Below are 21434 nucleotides of genomic sequence, written 5' to 3'. Positions count from 1 at the left end.
AACAATTGAACAACGAAGGTCCTGCTCAATTCATACCGGGCAATTGGACCTTGGGCTTCACGTCGTTCTGCACAACGGATGCCAATGGTGCGACCACTCCCTGGCTCTTGAGCAACTCGCCCATGGTCGCCTTGATTCGGTACTGAGTAAATAACTGAATGTTCTTGATCTCCGCCAGACGGCGAGAGGAGGAAAACAGTTCGTTCTCACTGTCGAGCAAATCGAGCAGGGTACGCTCGCCGAGGCTGAACTGACGCTGGTAAGCGATACGCACGGCAGTGCTGTGATCGACGTATTGCTGGGCGATCGGCACCTGCGCGTTGGCATTGTTCAGGGCGTTCCAGGCCAGGCCCAGCTCTTCGTTCAATTGGCGCAGGGCGTTGTTGCGGATGTCCAGCGCCTGGTTGGACAGGTAGGACTTGGATTCCAGATCGGCCTTGTTGCTGCCGCCGGCATACAGGTTGAAGCGCATGCGCAACATGGCTTGCCATTCGTTGTTGTGGCCGTTCTGACCATCAATGTCGTTGTCCGCGGAGCGACCCAACTCAGCATCGAAGCGCGGGTAGAAAGTCGACTTGGCCGTGTCGTATTGCTTCTCGGCAGCGGCGATATCGGATTCGGCCGAGCGCAGGATCGGGCTGTTTTCCAGCATCTGTGCACGGGCTTCATTCAGGTTTGCCGGCATCAGCGCCATGAAACTCGCCGGGCGCTCCAGTTGATCCGGCATCTGGCCGACAGCGGAGAGGTAGTTGGTTTCGGCGTCAGCCAGGTTGGTCTGCTCGGTGATCAGGTTGTTGCGCGCCTGGGCCATCCGCGCCTCGGCCTGATCGAGGTCGGCGCCGCTGCCGACGCCACGCTGGGTGCGCAACTGGATCTGGTCGTAAATGCGTTGGTGGCTCTTGAGGTTTTCCTCGGCCAGGCGCACGAATTCGCGGCGAGTCAGTACGTCGAGATAGACCTGGGCCACGGTCAGCCCGGTACGCTCGGAGGTACTCAGCAGCGAGTAGGCGCGGGAGTTGACGGTGGCTTGTTGACGCCCGACTTCGCTGGACGTCGCAAAACCGTCAAAGACCATTTGGGTCAGTCGCAAACTTGACTCACTGCGATTCAGGGTTTCGAAGTGATTGTTGCTGCCATCTCGCGTCGTCACGCTATCGGTGCCTTCACGACCATAACCGCCCAGCAGGTCGACCCGTGGCAAGTACCCACCCTTCGCAGCTTTCAACTGATAGTCCGCTGCCAATCGGCTGTTGACGCCCGCCTGGACCTCCGGATGGACATCCAGCGCTTGTTGCATGGCTTCTGGTAAGGATTGCGCCTGGATGAATGACGCGGAAAGGACGAAAGGTAGAGCCATGAACAAAGGCGAACGCATTGTAGGAATTTCCCAGGACTTCTTGTCTTGAATCACAGCAAAAGAACGCGCTGTGTCGGAAGATGGCAAGCGAAATGACCGTATGTCGGAAAGTTCAAAAGCGGAACTGGATCACATACCGAGGACAGGTCACAGCTTAAATATCAATGTGACATTACTGGGACGATTGTTTAGGATGGGATCCAGAAGGTCAATAGTTTGGCATAAAGTTAATAGCGAAAAAATATAGCCAAATTATTGACGAGTTGATGCGTCAAACTTGTGCATCTATTTTGCAATGTACGTCCAGTCTGGTCGGCGCAGATGCCATCAGGTCTATGGAAGTCAACTGAACGTGACGCCCCGGAGAGTCTTCAATGAGCAGTGTTGTTGCCATCGTCAAAAGCATTGTCGGTCAGGTTTTCGTGGTGTCCCCCGAGGGCATCCGCCGCGTTCTCGTTGAAGGCGACAAGCTGTTTGCCGGCGATCAGATCGACACTGGCCTTTCCGGTGCCGTGTCCCTGGAGCTGGCCGATGGCCGCACCCTGGATCTGGGCCGTGACACCCAGTGGAGCGCTGACGCCCCGGACTCAGGCACTGATCTGGCAGCCGCCACCGCGCAGGCGGCGCCGTCCGTTGAAGAGCTGCAACAAGCCATTATCGCCGGTGCCGACCCGACCAAAGACCTTGAAGCCACCGCTGCGGGTCCGACGGCGTCGGGTTCTGGTGGTGCCGCCGGTGGCGGTCACAGCTTCGTGATGCTCGATGCTACGGCTGGCCGCGTCGACCCGACCATTGGCTTCCCGACCGCGGGTATCAACTCTGCCGGGCAAACGACCCTGGAAATCCCGGGTGGCCAGACCACCAATGCCAACGTCAACGCCAATTTCAATACCAACACCGATACCGATACCCCGAGTGAATCAGTCCTCAGCCTCAGTGCCACGCCGACCATCACCGAGGCCGGTGGCGTGCTGGTGTACACCGCGACCCTGACCCAGGCACCGCTGAGCGACCTGACCGTTACCTTGTCCAACGGCGCCGTGATCGTGATTCCCGCAGGCTCGACCACCGGCACCGTCAACGTGCCATTGGCTGCGAACGACACTGTCTATAATGACGCGACCCAGATCGAAGTAACTGTCACCGGCACCAGCGGCGGCAACGGCATCACAGTAACGACGCCGACTACCCCGGCCGTGACCCAGGTCACCGATACCGTCGACGCCACCACAGTCACCCTGACGGCCGGCAATACCGTCACCGAAGGCGGTCAGATYACCTACACCGCCACCCTGAGCAATCCGGCCGGCACGCCGATGACCGTAACCTTGAGCAACGGCTCGGTCATCACCATCGAAGCGGGCCAGACCAGCGGCACCACCATCACTGGTACCACCGGCGGCAACTTCGAAAACCTGGTGCCCAACACYACCCCGGCCGTGACCACCATCACCGATTCCGTGGACAMCACCGGGCTGACCCTCACGGCTACCGGCAACATCACCGAAGGYGGCCAGATCACCTACACCGCCACCCTGAGCAATCCGGCCGGCACGCCGATGAGCGTGACCTTGAGCAACGGCTCGGTCATCACCATCGAAGCGGGCCAGACCAGCGGCAGCGTCAACGTGCCGACGGCGGCCAACGACGTTTATGTCAACGGCAGCACCGTCAGCACCACCATCACTGGTACCACCGGYGGCAACTTCGAAAACCTGGTGCTCAACAACACTCCAGCAGTCACCACGGTTTCCGATGTGAATGACACGGTCACCGTTACCATCGAAAGCGCTGGTCCGGTGCTGGAGAACCAGGCACCGACTTTCACCATCAAACTCGACCAGAAGCTGGATCACGACCTGACGGTGACACTCAGCAACGGCCAGACGGTGGTCATCGCCGCAGGCGCAACTCAAGTTGGCTATGCATTGCCGGCGCAAGGTGATGACGTCTACAAGGATGGCGGCAGCGCCTCGCTGGGTATCGCTGATGCTAGCGTTGCCGGTAAGACGTTTGAGAATCTGGTCATTAGTGGTCCAGCATCGGTTGCTATCAACGACACCGTCAGCGAAGTCATCGCCACTTTGACCGCGGACAAGTCCACCGTGGCTGAAGGCGGCCAAGTCACCTACACCGTGACCCTGACCAACTCGGCCGGTCTGCCGCTGAACAATCACGGTGAACTCACTTTCACCCTCTCCGACGGTACGAAGGTAACTGTTCCAGCGAACGGGACCTCCGGCTCTGCAACCATCACTGCTGCCGATGACGTATTCAGCGGCGGCCAGGCACCGATCGTCAACAAGCTCGAGAGCGTTACTGGCGCAGACAACTTCGAAAAACTGACCCTGAGTCAGACCGAGGTCGCAACCACGGTCACCGATGAGCCATCAGGCCAGGGCGACAAGGTCACCGTCAGCATCGAAGGCAATGGCGGTGTGCAGGAAAACCTCGCGCCGACCTTCACCGTCAAGGTTGACCAGAAACTCGATCACGACCTCAAGATCACCCTGAGCAATGGCGACACCGTCACCATTGAAGCCGGCAAGCTGTCGGCCATTTACACCGCGCCAGTGCAAGGTGACGACGTCTACAAGGACGGCCAGACCCTCACCGTTGGCATCAGTGATGCGACCGTTGATGGCAAGTCGTTTGAGAACCTCGTCATTGGTGGCGAAGCCAAGGTCGAAATTACTGACACCGTCAGCGAAGTGATCGCCACCCTGACCGCCGACAAGTCCACCGTGGCTGAAGGCGGTTCGGTGACTTACACCGTGACCCTGACCAACTCGGCCGGTCTGCCGATCAATAACCACGGCCCGTTGGAGTTCACCCTCTCCGACGGTACGAAGGTAACTGTTCCAGCGAACGGGACCTCCGGCTCTGCANCGGCCGGTCTGCCGATCAATAACCACGGCCCGTTGGAGTTCACCCTCTCCGACGGTACGAAGGTAACTGTTCCAGCGAACGGGACCTCCGGCTCTGCAACCATCGCCGCTGCCGACGACGTCTTCACCGGCGGCCAGGCGCCGATCGTCAACAAACTGGAATCGGTCAGCGGTGCTGACAACTTCGAAAAACTGACCCTGAGTCAGACCGAGGTCGCAACCACCGTCACCGATGAGCCATCAGGCCAGGGCGACAAGGTCACCGTCAGCATCGAAGGCAATGGCGGCGTACAGGAAAACCTCGCGCCGACCTTCACCGTCAAGGTCGGCGACAAGGTCACCGTCAGCATCGAAGGCAATGGCGGCGTACAGGAAAACCTCGCGCCGACCTTCACCGTCAAGGTCGACCAGAAACTCGATCACGACCTCAAGGTCACCCTGAGCAACGGCGACACCGTCACCATTGAAGCGGGCAAATTGTCGGCCATCTACACCGCACCGGTGCAGGGTGACGACGTCTACAACGACCCAAGTAACCTGAGCCTGACCGTCGGTTCGGCCAGTGTCGACGGCCAGACCTTCGAAAACCTGGTGATCGACGGTACCGCGACCAATGTGGCCATCACTGACACCGTCAGCGAAGTGATTGCGACCCTGACTGCGGACAAATCCACCGTTGCTGAAGGCGGCCAGGTCACCTACACCGTAACCCTGACCAACGCGGCCGGTCTGCCGATCAATAACCACGGCCCGTTGGAGTTCACCCTCTCCGACGGTACGAAGGTAACTGTTCCAGCGAACGGGACCTCCGGCTCTGCAACGTTGATGGCGATGTTGTTGTTTGAGCTGTTGCCATCGCCTCAACAAACTGGAATCGGTCAGCGGTGCTGACAACTTCGAAAAACTGACCCTGAGTCAGACCGAGGTCGCAACCACCGTCACCGATGAGCCATCAGGCCAAGGCGACAAGGTCACCGTCAGCATCGAAGGCAATGGCGGCGTGCAGGAGAACCTCGCCCCGACCTTCACCGTCAAGGTCGACCAGAAACTCGATCACGACCTCAARGTCACCTTGAGCAAYGGCGACACCGTCACCATTGAAGCGGGCAAGCTGTCGGCCATCTACACCGCGCCGGTGCAGGGCGACGACGTCTACAACGACCCGAGTAACCTGAGCCTGACCGTCGGYTCGGCCAGCGTCGACGGCAAGGCCTTCGAAAACCTGGTGATCGACGGTACCGCGGCCAATGTGGCCATCACTGACACCGTCAGCGAAGTGATYGCSACCCTGACYGCGGAYAAATCCACCGTWGCYGAAGGYGGYCARSTCACCTACWCCGTGACCCTGACCAACGCAGCCGGTCTGCCGYTGAACAATCACGGTGAACTCACATTCACCCTGACCGACGGCACCAAGATCACCGTCCCGGCCAATACCGCGACTGGCACGGCGACCATCGCCGCTGCCGACGACGTGTTCACCGGCGGCCAAGCGCCGATCGTTAACAAACTGGAATCGGTTACCGGCGCGGATAACTTCGAAAAACTGACCCTGAGTCAGACCGAGGTCGCAACCACGGTCACCGACGAACCCGGTTCGGGCACCCCGACCGACAATCAGGGCGACAAGGTCACGGTGAGCATCGCCAGCAACGGCGATGTACAGGAAAACCTCGCGCCGACCTTCACCGTCAAGGTCGACCAGAAACTCGATCACGACCTCAAAGTCACCTTGAGCAACGGCGACACCGTCACCATTGAAGCGGGCAANGTACAGGAAAACCTCGCGCCGACCTTCACCGTCAAGGTCGACCAGAAACTCGATCACGACCTCAAAGTCACCTTGAGCAACGGCGACACCGTCACCATTGAAGCGGGCAAATTGTCGGCCATCTACACCGCACCGGTGCAGGGTGACGACGTCTACAACGACCCGAGTAACCTGAGCCTGACCGTCGGTTCGGCCAGCGTCGACGGCAAGGCCTTCGAAAACCTGGTGATCGACGGCACCGCGGCCAACGTGGCCATCACCGACACCGTCAGCGAAGTCATTGCCACTTTGACCGCCGACAAGTCCACCGTCGCTGAAGGCGGCCAGGTCACCTACACCGTGACCCTGACCAACGCGGCGGGTCTGCCAATTAATAACCATGGCCCGTTGGAATTCACCCTCTCCGATGGCACCAAGATCACCGTCCCGGCCAATACCGCGACCGGTGTCCCGGCCAATACCGCGACCGGTTCCGCCACCATCATTGCCAAGGATGACGTCTACACCGGCGGCCAGCCGTCCATCGTAAACAAACTGGAATCGGTCAGCGGCGCTGACAATTTCGAGAAGTTGACCCTGGGCAAGGACCAGTTCACCACTGCCGTCACCGACGAAGCAGGTTCGGGTACGCCAAATACGCCAGCCAACACCGGTGACGTCACCACCATCAGCATCTCGGGTGATACATCTGTCGTCGAGGGTCAGGCCGCACATTACACCCTTGCGCTGACCAACCCGGCTCACGGTGAAGTGACCGTAACCCTGACCTACTCCGGTACCGCAGCCAATGGTGTGGACTTCACCGGTGTGACGACAGTCAAGATCCCGGCGAATGCCAGCAGCGTGCCGTTCGACATTTCGACCATCGATGACCGGATCACCGAAAGCACCGAAAACTTCGTGGTCAAGATCGACTCGGCCACCGGAGGCAACTTCGAGAACCTGGAGATCAGCACGTCCAACGACAGCGTCGGCACTTCGATCATCGACAACGACGCACCGCCAGCACTGGACCTCGATGCCAACAACTCCAGCGGCGCCACCGGAGCCGATTACAAGGTGACGTTCACCGAAAACACTGCCGGCCCTGGCGTGTCGATTGGCGATACCGACCTGAGCATCACCGACCCGGACAGCACCCTGCTGACCGGCGCGACCATCGTGCTGACCAACCGTCAGGACGGCGATGCCCTGAACCTGGGCAACAGCGTCAACGGCATTACCATCAATGCCAACAGCACCAACGGCACCGTCACCCTGACCCTGTCAGGTAACGCGACGCTGGCCGACTACATGCAGCAGATCAAAAACATCACCTTCACCAACAACAGTGAAGATCCGAGCACCGTGCCGCGCATCATCACTGTGACGGTGACCGATGGCAACAACTACTCCAACACCGCGACCACCACGGTCAACGTGGTGGCGGTCAATGACGCACCGGTCGCAGCACCGGTCAACGTCACCGGCACCGAAGACACGCCGCTGATCCTCGGCTGGTCGACCTTCGGCGTCAGCGACATCGACAGTCCGGCCACCAACCTGGGCGTGAAAATCACCCAGCTGCCGGGCGAGGGCAAACTGCAGTACCTGGACGGTTCGACCTGGAAAGATGTCGCCGCCAACCAGACGTTCAGCAAGACTGATATCGACGCGGGCAAACTTCGCTTCATGCCGGATGCCAACGAGTCGGGCGTGGACGGTTACGGCCCTGGCACTGGTGACCAAAAGGCTGACTACGCGCAACTCCAGTTCCAGCCAACCGACGGCCAGACGCTGGGCAACACCGGCACGATCAAGATCGACATCACTCCAGTGGCGGATGCCCCGACCCTGAGCGTTGCCGACAACAGCGTAAGGTCCACCGGGTTGATCAAGGAAGTCTGGACCGGTCTGTCGGGCCTGGGCACCAGCGGCAATGGCGCGGACTCAACCACGCTGAAAAACGTGATCGACGCCGCTGGCACGGCGAACTCCAAAGGCACCGTGACCAACGTGCAGTCCGACGGTAGCGTAACCGCCGGTACGGCGTCGAAAACTTCCGGCCTGATCTACCTCGAAGCCGGCAAGACCTACACTTTCAGCGGTATTGGCGATGACAGCCTGCTGGTGACCATCGGCGGCAAGAACGTCGCTGCGATCACCTGGGGTGCGGGCGGCAACCTCAACGGTTCGTACACCCCGACCACCAGCGGCTACTACACCCTGGACATCTACCACCACAACCAGAGTGGCCCGGGCAGCTATGACGTCAACCTGTCGGTCAATGGCAGCACGCCGATCGACCTGAGCAGTGCCGGCGTACCGATTTACACCGGCGTCCCGGACCTGGTGAATGCCGGCGTGACCGTGTCCGACTTGCACGGCACCAATGGCGAAGGCTACTACGACGGTTACAAACTCAATACCGGCGCCGAAGGCACCAGTGTGAAACTGTCCGCCATCACCACCGCGCTGACCGACACCGACGGCTCGGAAAGCCTGAGCCTGAAGATCAGCGGCATGCCGGTCGGCTCGGTGCTCACCGACGGCGCGGGACATACCTTCACGGTCACCGCGTCCAATGGCGAGGCCAATGTGACAGGCTGGAACCTCGGCTCTCTGACCGTCACCGCGCCACCGTACTACAACGGCCAGTTCAACCTGACCGTGACCTCGACTTCCACCGAGGCCCTGGGTGGTTCGGCCAGCAGCACTTCGCAGATCCCCGTGACCGTGTACCCGGCGGCCTACAACGCTGTCACCGCCACCGCGGCCAATGACACCGTCACCGGCACCGACGGCAATGACATCATCGTCGCCGACATCGGCGGCCTGACCGTGGTGCCAGGCACCAACTACAACATCGCGTTCATGGTCGACAGCTCCGGCAGTATGAGTTCGTCGTCGATCAGCTCGGCCAAGGACTCGCTGACGTCGGTGTTCAACACCCTCAAGCAAAGCCTGGGCAGCAACTCGGGTACGGTGAACATCTTCCTGGTGGACTTCGACACCCAGGTCAACAAGTCGGTGTCGGTGAACCTCAATGACTCGAATGCGCTGACTCAGTTGAAGGCGACTCTGGACTCGATGTCGTCCGGCGGCGGCACCAACTACGAGGACGTATTCAAAACCACGGCCAACTGGTTCCAGAGTGCGGACGCCGTGGCCAACACCGGGGCGAAGAACCTCACGTATTTCATTACTGACGGCAAGCCGACTTACTACCAGAGCGGCGAGTCGACCAACCCGACCCTGTATGGCAGCACAACGCTCGATAGCCTGGTCACCACCAGTAACTGTCAGTTGGGTAAAGCGATCAGCCTGTTCCCCGACAGCACGCACCAGATCGACATTTCCGCCTCGGGCCAAGTGACGGTCTGGACCAAGAGCAGCAACGGCAATAACGGAAATGGCAACGGCAACGGCAACGGAAGTAGCTGGTCATCCAAGGACTTCGGCTATCTGCATGCCCAGGGTGACGGCACCTACGAGTTCTCGGGGCGTGACGGCGACGGCAGCAGCACTGACTGGGACACCACCAGCAACTCCACCGGCAGCTTTGCACTGCTAAGCAACCTGTCGAATGTCGAGGCTATTGGCCTCAACAACGGCGTGAGCCTCAACGACCTGAAGCCGTATGACTCGAATCAATTGCCACAAACCAACATCGATCCGAAGGATCTGGCCAACTCGATCATCGGCCACACCGAAGCGACGATGCCGGGTCACGACACCGTCAGCGGTGGCGAAGGCAACGACATCCTGTTCGGCTCGGGCGGCAACGACAACCTCGACGGTGGCAAGGGCAATGACATCCTGCTCGGCGGCACCGGTAACGACACGTTGATGGGCGGACAGGGCAGCGACATCCTGATCGGTGGTTCCGGCGGTGATACCTTCGTCTGGAAAGCGGGCGATACCGGCAACGACGTGATCAAGGACTTCAAGGCCAGCGAAGGCGACCGGATCGACCTGCGTGATCTGTTGCAGGGCGAAACCGGCAGCACCATCGACAACTTCCTGAAGATCAGCACCGTCGATGGCGTGTCGTCGTTGCAAGTCAGCTCGGCCGGCCAGTTCAACTCGGGCAACGCCGCAGCCGCCACGCCGGACGTGACGATCAAGCTGGAAGGCAACAATTGGTCGAGCGCTAACCTGCACAACCTGATTGCCGGTAGCGACCCGACCATCAAAATCGATCACAACAACAGCTGATGCACGGAAACGGCCGCCCCCTATGGGGCGGTCGTCACGATTGCGTCCACTGCCCGGTGACGATTTCGTCGCGGCGCCACATACTGGCGTGCAGTTGACCTATGCTGCTGACAGCACGACGCTGGTTCCATTCCGAGGGATGCTCAATGTTTTACGTGCAACGCGATGCGCAGGGCCTGTTGATACGCGTGGAACCCGCCGCCTACGCCGAGGCCACGGAAACGCTGGCGGCCGACAATCATGAGATTCAGGCCTGGTTTGCCAACGCGGCTGTGGAGAACAGCCTCAAACAGCTCAAGCAAAGTGACCTGGAAATGATCCGGGTACTCGACGACTTGATTCAGGTGCTGACCCAGAAAGGCGTGATCCGCGTCACCGACCTGCCGACGGCGGCCCAGGCCAAGCTCATGGACCGAAACCAGGCCCGTGAAGCCTTGGGTGGCTTGAGCCAATTGATCGATGATGAAGAGACCGGGCTGATCTGACGCGCCCCTGCGATCATTCCCACGCACGGCGTGGGAGCGATCACATCAACCCCAGGGCTTGGGCTCGCCGAACAACTGGCCCTGTACACCGTATAACCCCATCTCGCGAATCACCGACAACTCGCCTTCAGTCTCGACCCGCTCGGCAATCAGCGGCAGATCAATGCTGTGCGCCGCTCGCTGGATCGCTTCGATGAACAGGCGTTTGTCGCTCTCCTCGTCAATCGACCGAATGTAGCTGCCATCGATTTTCAGGTAAGCCAGCCCCAACCGAGCCAGGTTGCCGATCATGCTGAAGCGGCCACCAAAACGTTGCAGGCTCAGGGAGAACCCGAGTTCGCGCAGGCGCCGGGTCAGTTGCTCCAGCACCGCCTGGTCAGGCAGTTGCTCTTCGCCAATTTCCAGGGTCAGGCGCGGGCCGAGGTTGGAGTGCGCGCGCAGTATCTCGAAGATTTTGTTTTGCGCCTGCGGGTCGGCCAGGGTAGCCGACGACAGGTTCAGCGCCAGCGACTCCTCATGCCCGCTCATTTGCTCCAGCACCCGCTCGAGCATCAGCCGATCCAGACGTGCAGTCCAGCCGAAGCGCTCCAGCCAGGGCAGAAAACGCCCGGCGGGGATGGTCTGGCCGTGTTCGTCGAGCAGTCGCGACAACACTTTGTAGTGCAGCACCAGTTGCGTGTCCTGGGCGGCCACTACCGGTTGGAAATACAGCTCGAAACGCCGCTGTGTCAGCGCCTGGTCGAGCATCCGGTGCCAGGCGTGGTGATCGTCGCCGACACTGGCCGCGAGACTGTGCTCGATACAGGCCCAGTTCTGCTCGCCCTGGCCTTCGGCCTGCGCCAGCGCCTGGTCGCCAAGGCTGAGAACGGTTTGCGGCGAGTCGCCATGAGCAAAAGGCGCCAGGCCGATAGACGCCACGGCAGCCACATCGGTGGCGCCGGTCGCGTGAAGACTGGCCAGGGCACTGTCGAGGTTCTGTGCCAATTGCAGCGCTTCCGCGCGCACCAGCCCCGGTGCCAGTACGGCAAATTCGCCGCCACGGATACGGGTGACCAGGTTCTGGGTTTCCGGGTATTTGGCGCACTCACGAGACAGTTGCTCACCGACGGCCTTAAGCACTTCATCGGTGCGCTGGCCACCGAGTCGCTGGTTGAGACCGGCCAGATCCTTGACCCGCAAAAGCAGCAGATAACCGGAACTGGCCTGCTCCGGGTTGCTTACCCGCGCATTCAGTTGCATCTCGAAATATCGCCGATTGGCCAACCCGGTCAACGAGTCCTGATAGGACTCGACCCGCAGTTTTTCACTGCGTTCGGCCTGCTCCTGGAACAGCGCCTTGAGCTTTTCGACCATCTGGTTCATGGCCTGCACTACCCGGCGAAGTTCTGGGGTACGCGGCAGTTCCGGCAGGCTGAGGAATTCCCGCCGGGCGATGGCGTGGGATTGCTTGACCATGTAATCCAGCGGTCTCAATTGCTGACGCAGCAACAGCGCGCCGAGTACCGCACTGACCGCGCCACACAGCAGCAACCAGCCCAGGCTACCCAAAGCACTTTGCCACAACTTGGCCAGCGCGAACATCGGGTGGCTGACCACCTCGACCCGGGCAGCCTGTTCCCAGCCACGGCTGACGATCGCATCACCACCGGCGGGTTCAAGGCCGATCAGTTTGACGAACCAGTCCGGAACATTGTTGACCGCCGGAATACCCGTACGCTCGACCAGGGTCTGGTCGGTCTTCAGATCGACCACGCGGATACTCGCGTAGTAACCGCTGTCGAAAATCGAGCTGACCAGCAACTCAACCATCGCCGGGTCGTCGATGTTCGGTGTCAGGGACAGCGCCAGCGCCGTCGCGGCGTCCTGGGCATGGGAGCGCAACTGGTTGACGTACTGAGTACGCGAGCTCTCCAGACTGACCATGAAACTGCCGGTGAAGGCGACCACCAGGAACAGACAGATAGCAATCAACAGCTGTTTGAACAAAGACATCTGAGCACGTGCTCCTAGTTAGTCGTCTCGACCGGGAATCCTTCGGCCTGCATTTTTTTCAACACATCCTGCCAACGCGAAAGGCGTTTGGTATCGCCGACCTTTTTATTGCCCTTGGCACCCGGCAACCACATCCCTTCGGCATTGAAAGAGTAGACCGGCAGCAAATCCTTCCGTTGGCCTGCCGGCTTGATTGCATCAATCAGGCTGTCGAGTACCAGGGGCTCGGCTTCCGGGCTCGCGTAGTAAGTCAGTACCATGTGCGCACGGTTCTGGGTCAGCGCCTTGACATAGGTGATACGCAGCTTTTCACTGGCTACACCGAGGTGCCGCAGGCTGAAGTACTTGGCGATAGCGTAGTCTTCACAGTCGCCCGCGCCTTTCCAGAGGGCTTGGATCGGGGTTTCCCAGTAGTCGACTTCATGCCACAGATCGATGTCTTCGACGTATCGCAGCTGCTGGTTGAAGAAGTGATTGACTACATTGAGTTGTTCCAGCTCGCCGATCTGCTTCTGGCTAGTCAATAAGTATTGCCAATCATTAATGCGTTGCTGACCTTCTCCCAAAGGTCCGTACAATGCCTGCGCCCGCCGGCTGATCAGGGAAAAATCCCAATCGGCGCTCAAGCTGCCCAGCATTACGCCAGTCAGCAGCAATGCGCTGCACAGCCAGCGTAAAACCCGGGGGATCGTTAAACTTGCCGCCAATGCGAGGCATCCTGGATAGGCAGGAGGGAATCGTTCGAATGGTGAAGGTTAGCCCGGAAAAAGACAATGGCACGGTGAGATCACTGGCGGCGCGCTAAACTGCAAGAAAGGCACTCGAGAGCCTGTTTGACAAGCAGTCAGTCAGTTACTAGTGTCATTTGGATCCAAAAATATTCCATCAATCAGGGTGCGTTTAGTGACACAAAAGCCCAACCCTCTCAGCCGTATCAAGGTCAACGGGCCGATTCCCGCACACATGGCACGCTCGGTGATCGAAGAAACCCTGCGCGCGGCCATACTCGACGGGCGCATTCCTTGCGGTGCGGCCCTGCGCCAGCAAGACCTCGCCGACCTGTTCGGCGTCAGCCGCATGCCCGTACGCGAAGCCTTGCGCCAACTCGAAGCACAGTCGTTGCTCAACGTGGTTGCCCACAAGGGTGCCGTGGTCGCGCCGCTGGTCCAGGGCGATGCCGTGGAAACCTACGCGCTGCGCATCCTGCTGGAATCCGAAGCCCTGCGTCTCTCGGTGCCACTGCTTCGGGAAGAAGATCTCGAAGAGGCTGCCCGCTACATCGACGAACTGGAAACGGAAAGCGACTACACCGAAATCGGTCGGCTCAATCGCTTGTTCCACATGACGCTTTACAGCCAGGCGCCGAATCGCCGGCTGTTGAAACTGGTCGAAGACGGCCTGAACGAAGAAGAGCGGTTCCTGCGCTTCAACCTGGAAGCCATGGGCCTGGGCAAACTGTCCCAGGATGACCACAAGGCACTGTTGCAGGCTGCTGCAGAGCGGGACGTCGAACGCTCCGTGAAGCTGCTCGAACATCACCTGAACCGAGGGGTCGAGGTCATTACGCGCTACCTCAACAGCCCTGAAGTCCAGGCCAGGAACAGGTCGAAGTAACCCTCGGCGGCAAGCCCCGGGGAGCGTACCGAAGGGTTCACCCCGCTTGCCGCGCATCCCTCCAAATGCTCCGCGAATAATTTGATTACAAATCCCCTTCCCCCATACCACGCCGCCCTTGCAGCGCCATACCGCGCCGCAACGCCTCGCCGCCTTGAAACCCGACCATTGCAACATTTGCGTGATGCCTCAGTAATGGCGGCCACCTCGATTTACGCCCACTCTGGATAACCAGGACAAAAAACGGGTGACGCTCCGTTCGAATGGAGCAACCCCTGCCCCCAGAAGCGAAGGAAGGAGCCTCATCACGGGAACGGAAGGATCGGCATCGCTCGCGACCCGCTTCCACCCCCTCAGACATTCCCAACGACGCCCGTAAAAAGTTACTTCGAGTGAGGCATTCACTCTTTATTCAATTCTGACTCATATAAGCCGGAAGGAGTAACTACGCCAAAATAAAACCAACCTAAATAGTTTTATTGGAACTTGTCATTCTCGAAAAAGTTGAATATTGAAATAACAACAAAACAACTTGATCAACACTTTATATGTGTATTAGTTTTTCTTCGTCGCCAGCCACAAACGGCTGCAACGCCTAACCCACTTGGCATCCATGGCACTGAAAAAGATCAATTAGTTTGAGGTACCCGTTCGCCAGGAAAAAACTTCCAACGAACTTCAGTGCTTGATGACTTCTCACCAAGGATCATTTACAGGCTCATCCATGAAACCAACTAAAGAACGTCTGTTTCAAAAAAAATCAGAACTTGGCAAACACCCGATCTTCTCTGAAATACATTCGCTGCCGGTCCTGCGACGCTTCATGGAAACCCACGTGTTTGCCGTATGGGACTTCATGTCGCTGACCAAGCGCCTGCAACAGGAGCTGACCTGCGTGCGACTGCCCTGGCTTCCACCGCAGGATCCCCAGGCCGCGCGGTTGATCAACGAGATCGTACTGGGTGAGGAGTCGGATGATCGCCCGGCTCTGGGTCACTACAGCCACTTCGAGTTGTACCTGGATGCAATGCGCGAGGTCGGCGCCTGCACCGTTGCCATCGAGCGTTTCGTGGCCCTGCAGCAAGAAGGCGTGAACTACGACATGGCCTTGCAGAGCGTCAAGATCGATCCGGCGGCCGCCAATTTCGTCCGTCATACGCTTCACACCGCACTGCATGCGCCGGGTCATAGTGTGGCCGCAGCGTTTCTGCACGGTCGCGAGAGCGTTATCCCGCAGATGTTCCAGCGCATCCTCGACGATTGGGGCATCGGCATCGAGCAAGCGCCGACTTTCCGGTACTACCTCGAACGGCACATTGAGGTCGATTCCGAGGACCACGGCCCGGCAGCGGAAAAGCTCCTGTCACGACTGGTCGATAGCGACCCGCAACGGCAGGAAGACGTGTATGCGAGCGCCATCGCTGCCGTGGAAAGTCGTATCGCCCTGTGGGACGGGTTGCGCCTGAGCATGAACGAATACGTCGTGGAGGTGAACGCATGAACGCCGCCGACTACCAATCCTTCGCCGACGCCTGGGAGAGCCGCGCGACCATCCGCACCCGCCCGCGCCGCGTGCTGGAGAACGACGACAAACTGATCTACCCCTTGAGCCGCCAACCGTTGGCGTTAAGCGAAACCTTTCTGCGCGAATGCCCGGAACAGCGCGACTTCGCCCTGGTACAGACCCTCTACAAGTTCATCAGCGATGTGGTGATTTTCGAAACCGAGATCGTCGACAGAACCGCCCGCAGCATTGCCAAGAATCGTTTTGCGGTCGAGTTTCCGTTCGCCTGCCGCTACGACGCCATGACTGTGGTGGTGGACGAGGATTACCACGCGCTGGTGGCGATGGATTTCATGCAACAGACCATCGCCATGACCGGCATCCCCCCCATTGAATTGCCGGATGAAATCGAGCTGAGCCGGGCGATACCGGTGGCCGTGGCACTCGCTCCGGAGCACCTGCGCAGCGCCGTAGAACTGATCTGTGTGGCCATCGCCGAAAACACGGTGACCGGTGATGTCGCCGCGTTCGCCAAGGACGACACGGTCAAGCAATCGATCAAGGGCCTGATGGCCGATCACTTGCTCGATGAGGGGCGCCATTCCGGTTTTTGGGCGCGGCTGGTACGCATCTACTGGCATGCCGCAAGTGCAGAAGACCGCCAGTGCATCGCGCAGATCCTGCCGGTGTTCATTGCTCATTACCTGACCAACGACATCCAGAAATCCTTCGACTTCCGCTTGATCGACGCACTGCAGATCAACGACGCGACGCGTCACGCCCTCAAGAACGAAGTGTCTGCACTGGCCTTCCCGATCAATCGCCATCACCCGCTGGTGGCCAACATTGTGCGGTTTTTCCACAGCAGTTCGCTGCTCGATTCGCTGTGCGTACAAACCGCCCTCAGCGCCTACCTGGTTTGACGAGGAGCCCATCATGAGACGTCTCGACATCTTGCTCACCGGAAAAAGCCAGGCCCTGACCGACCTGGCATTGGAACTCGAACAACACGGTCACTCACTGACGCGGATATCCGCACTCGACGAAATGCCGGGGCCTGCGGATCTACTGATCGACGATGGCACGTCGCTTGAGTTCACCTGTCAGGCGCCACGCCTGACATTGCAGTTGGGCCTTCGCCTGCCGCAGGCGTCCGGCCTGCCATCGCTGGACGTACTGTGCTGGCATGGTTCAACACTGCTGAGCCGCGCACCCATCGCCGATGAACCGTCGGGTAACGGCCAGGCGTTGCGTATGCAGGCCATGACAGCACTGGTTGACCATGTGGCGCTGCTGGTCAGCCGCTACTCGCGCGATGCCGACTATTTTCGGTTCGTCGAACCCGCCGTATCTGCCCGCTTCGAGCGCATCGAAAGCCTGCGGTTCCTGGAAAGCCTCACGTTCGTGCATCGGCTCAATGCCACCGCTGACCCAAGACTGCAGCAACTCGCGTTAACGCCGATGATCGAAAGCCTGGAACAGCAATGCATCCAGAGCGCCGACCATCCGGCCTTGAGCATCGACGGCGACACCCTCGACTATCGCCAGTTGCACGCCCACAGCCGCGCCATCGAGCAACGTCTGCGACCGCTTCTGGAGCAGCATCAAGGCCCGGTCGTCATCGGGATCTGCTTACCTAAATGCAGCGCGCTGTATGCGGGAATCCTGGCGATCCTGGGCAGCGGCGCGGTGTACTTGCCGCTGGAGCCGGGCCATCCGTTGCAACGTCAGCAGTACATCCTGTCGAATGCCGGCGCGGTGTTGTTGCTGCATGACGGTGAGCATCCCCTGGCGTACGAGATGCCAGGGCTGGACATCAGCAGAATCGACGCCCATGACGCAGACCTCACTCAACCCTTGATGCGCCAACGCCCCGACCTCGATGCGCCTTGCATGGCGCTCTACACCTCGGGTACCACCGGTCATCCGAAGGGCGTGTTGCTCAGCCAGGCCAACCTTGCGCACTTCACCCACTGGTACGCCGACTATGTGCAGCTGACCCGCCAGAGCCGGGTATTGCAGTTTTCTTCGTTGGGATTCGACTCATCGCTGATCGACATCTTCCCCACCCTGTTGCAAGGCGCCGAGATGATCGTGCCCGGCGATGACCAACGCCGCGATCCGCTGCAACTGGTGGAGCTGATTCGTCATCGGCAACTGAGCCACGCCTTTTTACCGCCGGCCTTGTTGAGCATCCTCCCGCTGGAACAATTGCAGTGCCTGGATCATGTGATGACCGGCGGCGATGTCTGCGAGCCGTGGGTCATCGAACAACTGAGCCGCCAGGGCAAGCTCTACAACCTCTACGGGCCCACCGAAGCCACGGTGCTGATTACCGCGCGCAAACTCCAGGCAGGCGACAGCAACCGTTCTCTGGGCGCTCCAATCGCCAACAGCCAGGTGTTGATTCTCGATGACGACTTTCACCCCGTGGCCGAACAGACCGTTGGTGAGTTGTACATCGCCGGCCCGGGTGTGTGCCTGGGTTACCTGAACAACCCGCAGCAAACCGCTGAACGCTATCTGCACTTGAACTTGCCTGATGGCCGGAGGTTGCGTGTCTATCGCACCGGAGACATGGCAAAGTGGACGGCTGAAGGGATCGAGCTGTGCGGTCGGCGTGATCATCAGGTGAAGATTCGCGGCTTCCGGGTCGAGCCGCAAGAGATTGAGCGCTGCCTGCGCGACAGCCAGTTGTACCGCCAGGTTGCCGTGGTCATCGATAGCCAGCGACGGATACTGGCTTTCGTTGCCCAGCCCCGGGACGACCAGCCCGATAGCGTTCGCCAGTTGAAGGCCCACGCGACACAACTCCTGCCGGACTACATGCGCCCCCTTGCATGGACCGAGCTGACAGCCATGCCCTATGCAAGTAATGGCAAGGTTGACCGCAAGGCGCTTCTGGAGCTGGCGCTCAACGTCACCGAGCACTCTCCACGACGTCTGCCCGCCAGCGCCGATGAGGCCCTGCTGTTGGATATCTGGGCCGAGTTGCTGGAGCTCCCGGCGAGCGATATTTCCACCGACGAAAGCTTCTTCAATCTGGGCGGGCACTCGATCCTGCTGTCGCGCATGCTCCTGCGATTGCGCGAGGAGTTCGGGCGCAGCATCTCGATAAACCGTTTCATCGAACTCCCCACTCTCGAGAAACTGGCGACTTTGGTGCGGGGTTCCGGCAGCGAAGAAGTGCTGAGCGAACAGGCCATGCGCGATGCCTTCCGCGAGCTGGATGTTCAGCCGCTGCCCGTCAGCCGCATGGGCGATGTGCACAAGGTGATCGTCACCGGTGCCAACAGTTTTGTCGGTGTACACATCGTCGATGCGTTGCTGGCCTGGGGTGCCAGCGAAGTCGCTTGCCTGGTTCGCGATGGCAACGGGCAATCGGCGGACGAGCGCTTTGCCCAGGCGTTGCGGGAGAACCGTCTGGAGCATCTGGATATGAACCGGGTGCGGGTTTACGCGGCAGACATCACGCGGCCGGAACTCGGTTTGGCGGCTGAGGTTTACCAGCGACTGGATCAGGAGTTTGGCGCACTGGTGCACAACGCGGCGAACGTCAATCACGTCCTCGATTACGAGTCGCTGGCCCGTGACAACGTCGAGCCGATTTTCGAATGTTTGCGCCTGTGCGAAGGACGCAGCAAAAAAATCTTCAACTTCGTCTCGACGCTCTCGGCCTCCAGCACGATATCCGCCGACGGCCGAGTGCTTGAGTTGCCGGCTGCACCCACACCACCGATCTACATCAAGAACGGCTACAACCTGTCCAAATGGGTCGGCGAGCGGATCCTCGAACGGGCGCGGGAGCTTGGGGTGCGGGTCAATCTCTACCGCCCCGGCAACATCAGTTTCAACAGCCTCACGGGCGTGTGCCAGCCGCACAAGAATCGCCTGATGCTGATGCTCAAGGGCTCGATCCAGCTGGGGCAGGTGCCGGAGTTCGCCTTGAACTTCGACTTGATGCCGGTGGACTTTCTCGCCCGATTCATCGCTTTCCACGCCAGTCGTTATCAGCCGGAGCAAGCGGTATTCAACCTGCACAACCCCGAGCCCTTGAGCTGGGACAACTACGTGGCGTCCTTCCGCGAAGCAGGGCGCGAATTCGCGATGGTCAGCGTTGCCGACTGGCAGCAGCAACTGGGTCGGGTCGACAGCGACAACGCGTTGTACGGCGTGCTGGGGTTCTACCTCAACGGCTTCGAGGAGGACATCGGCGACATCTCGATGATCGGTCACGACAACGCCCAGGCCGGTGTTCGGCTGATGGGCACGCACTACCCGCAAAAGTCCCCGGCGCTGCTGCGTCGCGGCTGCGACTACCTCAAAGAAATCAATTTCATCTGACTCAACCCAACGGAGCAAGACCATGAGCACTCTGCAACCCGACACGCTGATCAAAAACCCTCAAGGCTGCCACGTGGCGTCCTCGGTGGACGTACCTGCCGATGCCACTCAGGTATGGGCCGTAGTCGGCAATTTTGCCGGCTTCGATCGCTTCATCCCGGCGCTGTCGCACATTGAGATGACCGGTGATGGTGTGTCATCGCTGCGCAAAAAGCTTTTCAAGGATGGCAACCTGGTAGTCGAGCAACTCAACTCCCGGGACGACCAGGCACGGCACATGACCTGGACCACTATCTACAACACCCTGGGTGTGGCCAATCTGTGGGCAGCGATGAGCGTTGAACCACTGGGTGCGGGCCAGTCCCGAGCCACCTGGACCATCATCGCCGAACCTGCCCAAGGTGGCGCCGAGGCGATACCGGGCTTCAAGGCTTTCGTACAGGGTTTTGCCGATGATGCGATGAACAATGTGCTGAAGCTGTTTGCTTAAGACGAAAAAGCCCGTTGTGGAGAGACTCCACAACGAGCTTTTCAGTACCCCTGAAACGACAAAACCCCTGTCTGCGTTAGCAGACAGGGGTTTCGGAATTCAATCTTGACGATGACCTACTCTCACATGGGGAAACCCCACACTACCATCGGCGATGCATCGTTTCACTGCTGAGTTCGGGATGGGATCAGGTGGTTCCAACGCTCTATGGTCGTCAAGAAATTCNACCTACTCTCACATGGGGAAACCCCACACTACCATCGGCGATGCATCGTTTCACTGCTGAGTTCGGGATGGGATCAGGTGGTTCCAACGCTCTATGGTCGTCAAGAAATTCTGTGACCAGCCCGTTAGAACTTTAACGTGCCGGTGAAAACTGGTGACTTCTACTAAAAACAAAACCCCTACCTGCGTACGCAGATAGGGGTTTCGGAATTTAATCTTGACGATGACCTACTCTCACATGGGGAAACCCCACACTACCATCGGCGATGCATCGTTTCACTGCTGAGTTCGGGATGGGATCAGGTGGTTCCAACGCTCTATGGTCGTCAAGAAATTCGGGTACTGAGTCGTGGCCGGATGGCCTCGCTTCAGCAAATTGGGTATGTGATAGTTTGGTGTTTTGTGAGTATCTCGAACTTTCGGTTCGTTTCGTCTTCACACACCGCAATCTGATGCTCTTTCGAGTAGTCAAATTGCTTGGGTGTTATATGGTCAAGCCTCACGGGCAATTAGTATTGGTTAGCTCAACGCCTCACAGCGCTTACACACCCAACCTATCAACGTCGT

At 59.4% G+C, this 21434-nt stretch carries 11 protein-coding genes, 4 rRNA genes and 2 pseudogenes; 10 read left to right on the top strand and 7 right to left on the bottom strand.

Going from position 1 to position 21434, the window contains the following annotated elements; genetic code table 11:
* Window positions 1-25: 25 nt before the first annotated feature.
* Window positions 26-1375, bottom strand: a complete 1350-nt coding sequence (locus ASD95_RS06350; RefSeq protein ID WP_056727011.1) for a TolC family outer membrane protein — start codon at window positions 1373-1375, stop codon at window positions 26-28.
* 356 nt (window positions 1376-1731) lie between these two features.
* Between ASD95_RS06350 and ASD95_RS06345 the strand changes: the two are divergent.
* From ASD95_RS06345 to ASD95_RS06335, 5 genes and pseudogenes are all read left to right on the top strand, one after another.
* Window positions 1732-4245: pseudogene (locus tag ASD95_RS06345) on the top strand (retention module-containing protein); the annotation flags it as partial.
* Between the two features lie 33 nt (window positions 4246-4278).
* Window positions 4279-5136 carry an immunoglobulin-like domain-containing protein gene (locus tag ASD95_RS30125; protein ID WP_330219620.1) on the top strand — a complete coding sequence of 286 codons (858 nt, stop codon included), beginning with the start codon at window positions 4279-4281 and terminating at the stop codon, window positions 5134-5136.
* A gap of 109 nt (window positions 5137-5245) precedes the next feature.
* Window positions 5246-6015, top strand: a pseudogene (locus ASD95_RS30120) (immunoglobulin-like domain-containing protein); the annotation flags it as partial.
* Window position 6016: 1 nt separating this feature from the next.
* Window positions 6017-10213 (top strand): beta strand repeat-containing protein (locus tag ASD95_RS30115; protein WP_236709718.1); only part of this gene is annotated, 4197 nt, incomplete at its 5' end.
* Window positions 10214-10359: 146 nt separating this feature from the next.
* The gene (locus ASD95_RS06335) at window positions 10360-10698 is read left to right on the top strand and encodes a hypothetical protein (protein WP_056727017.1); all 339 of its coding nucleotides are present in this window, start codon (window positions 10360-10362) and stop codon (window positions 10696-10698) included.
* A gap of 45 nt (window positions 10699-10743) precedes the next feature.
* Here the strand turns inward: ASD95_RS06335 and lapD are convergent, their stop codons facing one another.
* Together lapD and lapG are read right to left on the bottom strand one after the other, a co-directional pair.
* On the bottom strand, window positions 10744-12690 hold the full coding sequence (gene lapD / locus ASD95_RS06330; protein WP_056727018.1) for a cyclic di-GMP receptor LapD: 1947 nt from the start codon (window positions 12688-12690) through the stop codon (window positions 10744-10746).
* 14 nt (window positions 12691-12704) lie between these two features.
* Window positions 12705-13397, bottom strand: coding sequence for a cysteine protease LapG (lapG, locus tag ASD95_RS06325; RefSeq protein ID WP_056727019.1), 693 nt, complete (start codon window positions 13395-13397; stop codon window positions 12705-12707).
* A 196-nt stretch (window positions 13398-13593) separates the two neighbouring features.
* Here lapG and ASD95_RS06320 point away from each other — a divergent pair, with 196 nt between their 5' ends.
* The 5 genes from ASD95_RS06320 (at window position 13594) to ASD95_RS06300 (ending at window position 20642) form a co-directional block, all read left to right on the top strand.
* Entirely contained in the window at window positions 13594-14304 is a 711-nt protein-coding gene (locus ASD95_RS06320) for a GntR family transcriptional regulator (RefSeq protein WP_056727020.1), read from the top strand.
* A 724-nt stretch (window positions 14305-15028) separates the two neighbouring features.
* Window positions 15029-15805 (top strand): DUF3050 domain-containing protein, encoded by a 777-nt coding sequence (locus ASD95_RS06315; protein WP_056727021.1) that lies wholly within the window; start codon window positions 15029-15031, stop codon window positions 15803-15805.
* Window positions 15802-16731 carry a diiron oxygenase gene (locus ASD95_RS06310; RefSeq protein WP_056727022.1) on the top strand — a complete coding sequence of 310 codons (930 nt, stop codon included), beginning with the start codon at window positions 15802-15804 and terminating at the stop codon, window positions 16729-16731. The genes ASD95_RS06315 and ASD95_RS06310 overlap by 4 nt, the downstream gene beginning before the upstream one ends.
* 13 nt (window positions 16732-16744) lie before the next feature.
* The gene (locus tag ASD95_RS06305) at window positions 16745-20152 is read left to right on the top strand and encodes a non-ribosomal peptide synthetase (protein ID WP_056727023.1); all 3408 of its coding nucleotides are present in this window, start codon (window positions 16745-16747) and stop codon (window positions 20150-20152) included.
* Window positions 20153-20174: 22 nt separating this feature from the next.
* Window positions 20175-20642 carry an SRPBCC family protein gene (locus ASD95_RS06300; RefSeq protein ID WP_056727024.1) on the top strand — a complete coding sequence of 156 codons (468 nt, stop codon included), beginning with the start codon at window positions 20175-20177 and terminating at the stop codon, window positions 20640-20642.
* Between the two features lie 103 nt (window positions 20643-20745).
* Here ASD95_RS06300 and rrf (ASD95_RS06295) read toward each other — a convergent pair.
* The 4 genes from rrf (ASD95_RS06295) to ASD95_RS06280 form a co-directional block, all read right to left on the bottom strand.
* Window positions 20746-20861, bottom strand: a 5S ribosomal RNA gene (rrf, locus tag ASD95_RS06295).
* A 5-nt stretch (window positions 20862-20866) separates the two neighbouring features.
* Window positions 20867-20965, bottom strand: a 5S ribosomal RNA gene (gene rrf, locus ASD95_RS06290).
* 117 nt (window positions 20966-21082) lie between these two features.
* Window positions 21083-21198, bottom strand: a 5S ribosomal RNA gene (gene rrf, locus ASD95_RS06285).
* A gap of 157 nt (window positions 21199-21355) precedes the next feature.
* Window positions 21356-21434 (bottom strand): 23S ribosomal RNA (locus ASD95_RS06280); the annotation flags it as partial.

Source organism: Pseudomonas sp. Root71 (genome assembly GCF_001429045.1).
Taxonomy (GTDB): domain Bacteria; phylum Pseudomonadota; class Gammaproteobacteria; order Pseudomonadales; family Pseudomonadaceae; genus Aquipseudomonas; species Aquipseudomonas monachiensis.
The sequence above is the reverse complement of the archived record's forward strand: the minus strand, read 5'-3'. Positions and strand labels throughout refer to the sequence as shown.

What these genes read in the sequence shown, in the direction of transcription:
- lapD (WP_056727018.1), bottom strand. Translation starts at nt 12,690, where the DNA reads ATGTCTTTGTTCAAACAGCTGTTGATTGCTATCTGTCTGTTCCTGGTG.
- ASD95_RS06300 (WP_056727024.1), top strand. Translation starts at nt 20,175, where the DNA reads ATGAGCACTCTGCAACCCGACACGCTGATCAAAAACCCTCAAGGCTGC.
- ASD95_RS06335 (WP_056727017.1), top strand. Translation starts at nt 10,360, where the DNA reads ATGTTTTACGTGCAACGCGATGCGCAGGGCCTGTTGATACGCGTGGAA.
- ASD95_RS06310 (WP_056727022.1), top strand. Translation starts at nt 15,802, where the DNA reads ATGAACGCCGCCGACTACCAATCCTTCGCCGACGCCTGGGAGAGCCGC.
- ASD95_RS06305 (WP_056727023.1), top strand. Translation starts at nt 16,745, where the DNA reads ATGAGACGTCTCGACATCTTGCTCACCGGAAAAAGCCAGGCCCTGACC.
- ASD95_RS06350 (WP_056727011.1), bottom strand. Translation starts at nt 1,375, where the DNA reads ATGCGTTCGCCTTTGTTCATGGCTCTACCTTTCGTCCTTTCCGCGTCA.
- ASD95_RS06315 (WP_056727021.1), top strand. Translation starts at nt 15,029, where the DNA reads ATGAAACCAACTAAAGAACGTCTGTTTCAAAAAAAATCAGAACTTGGC.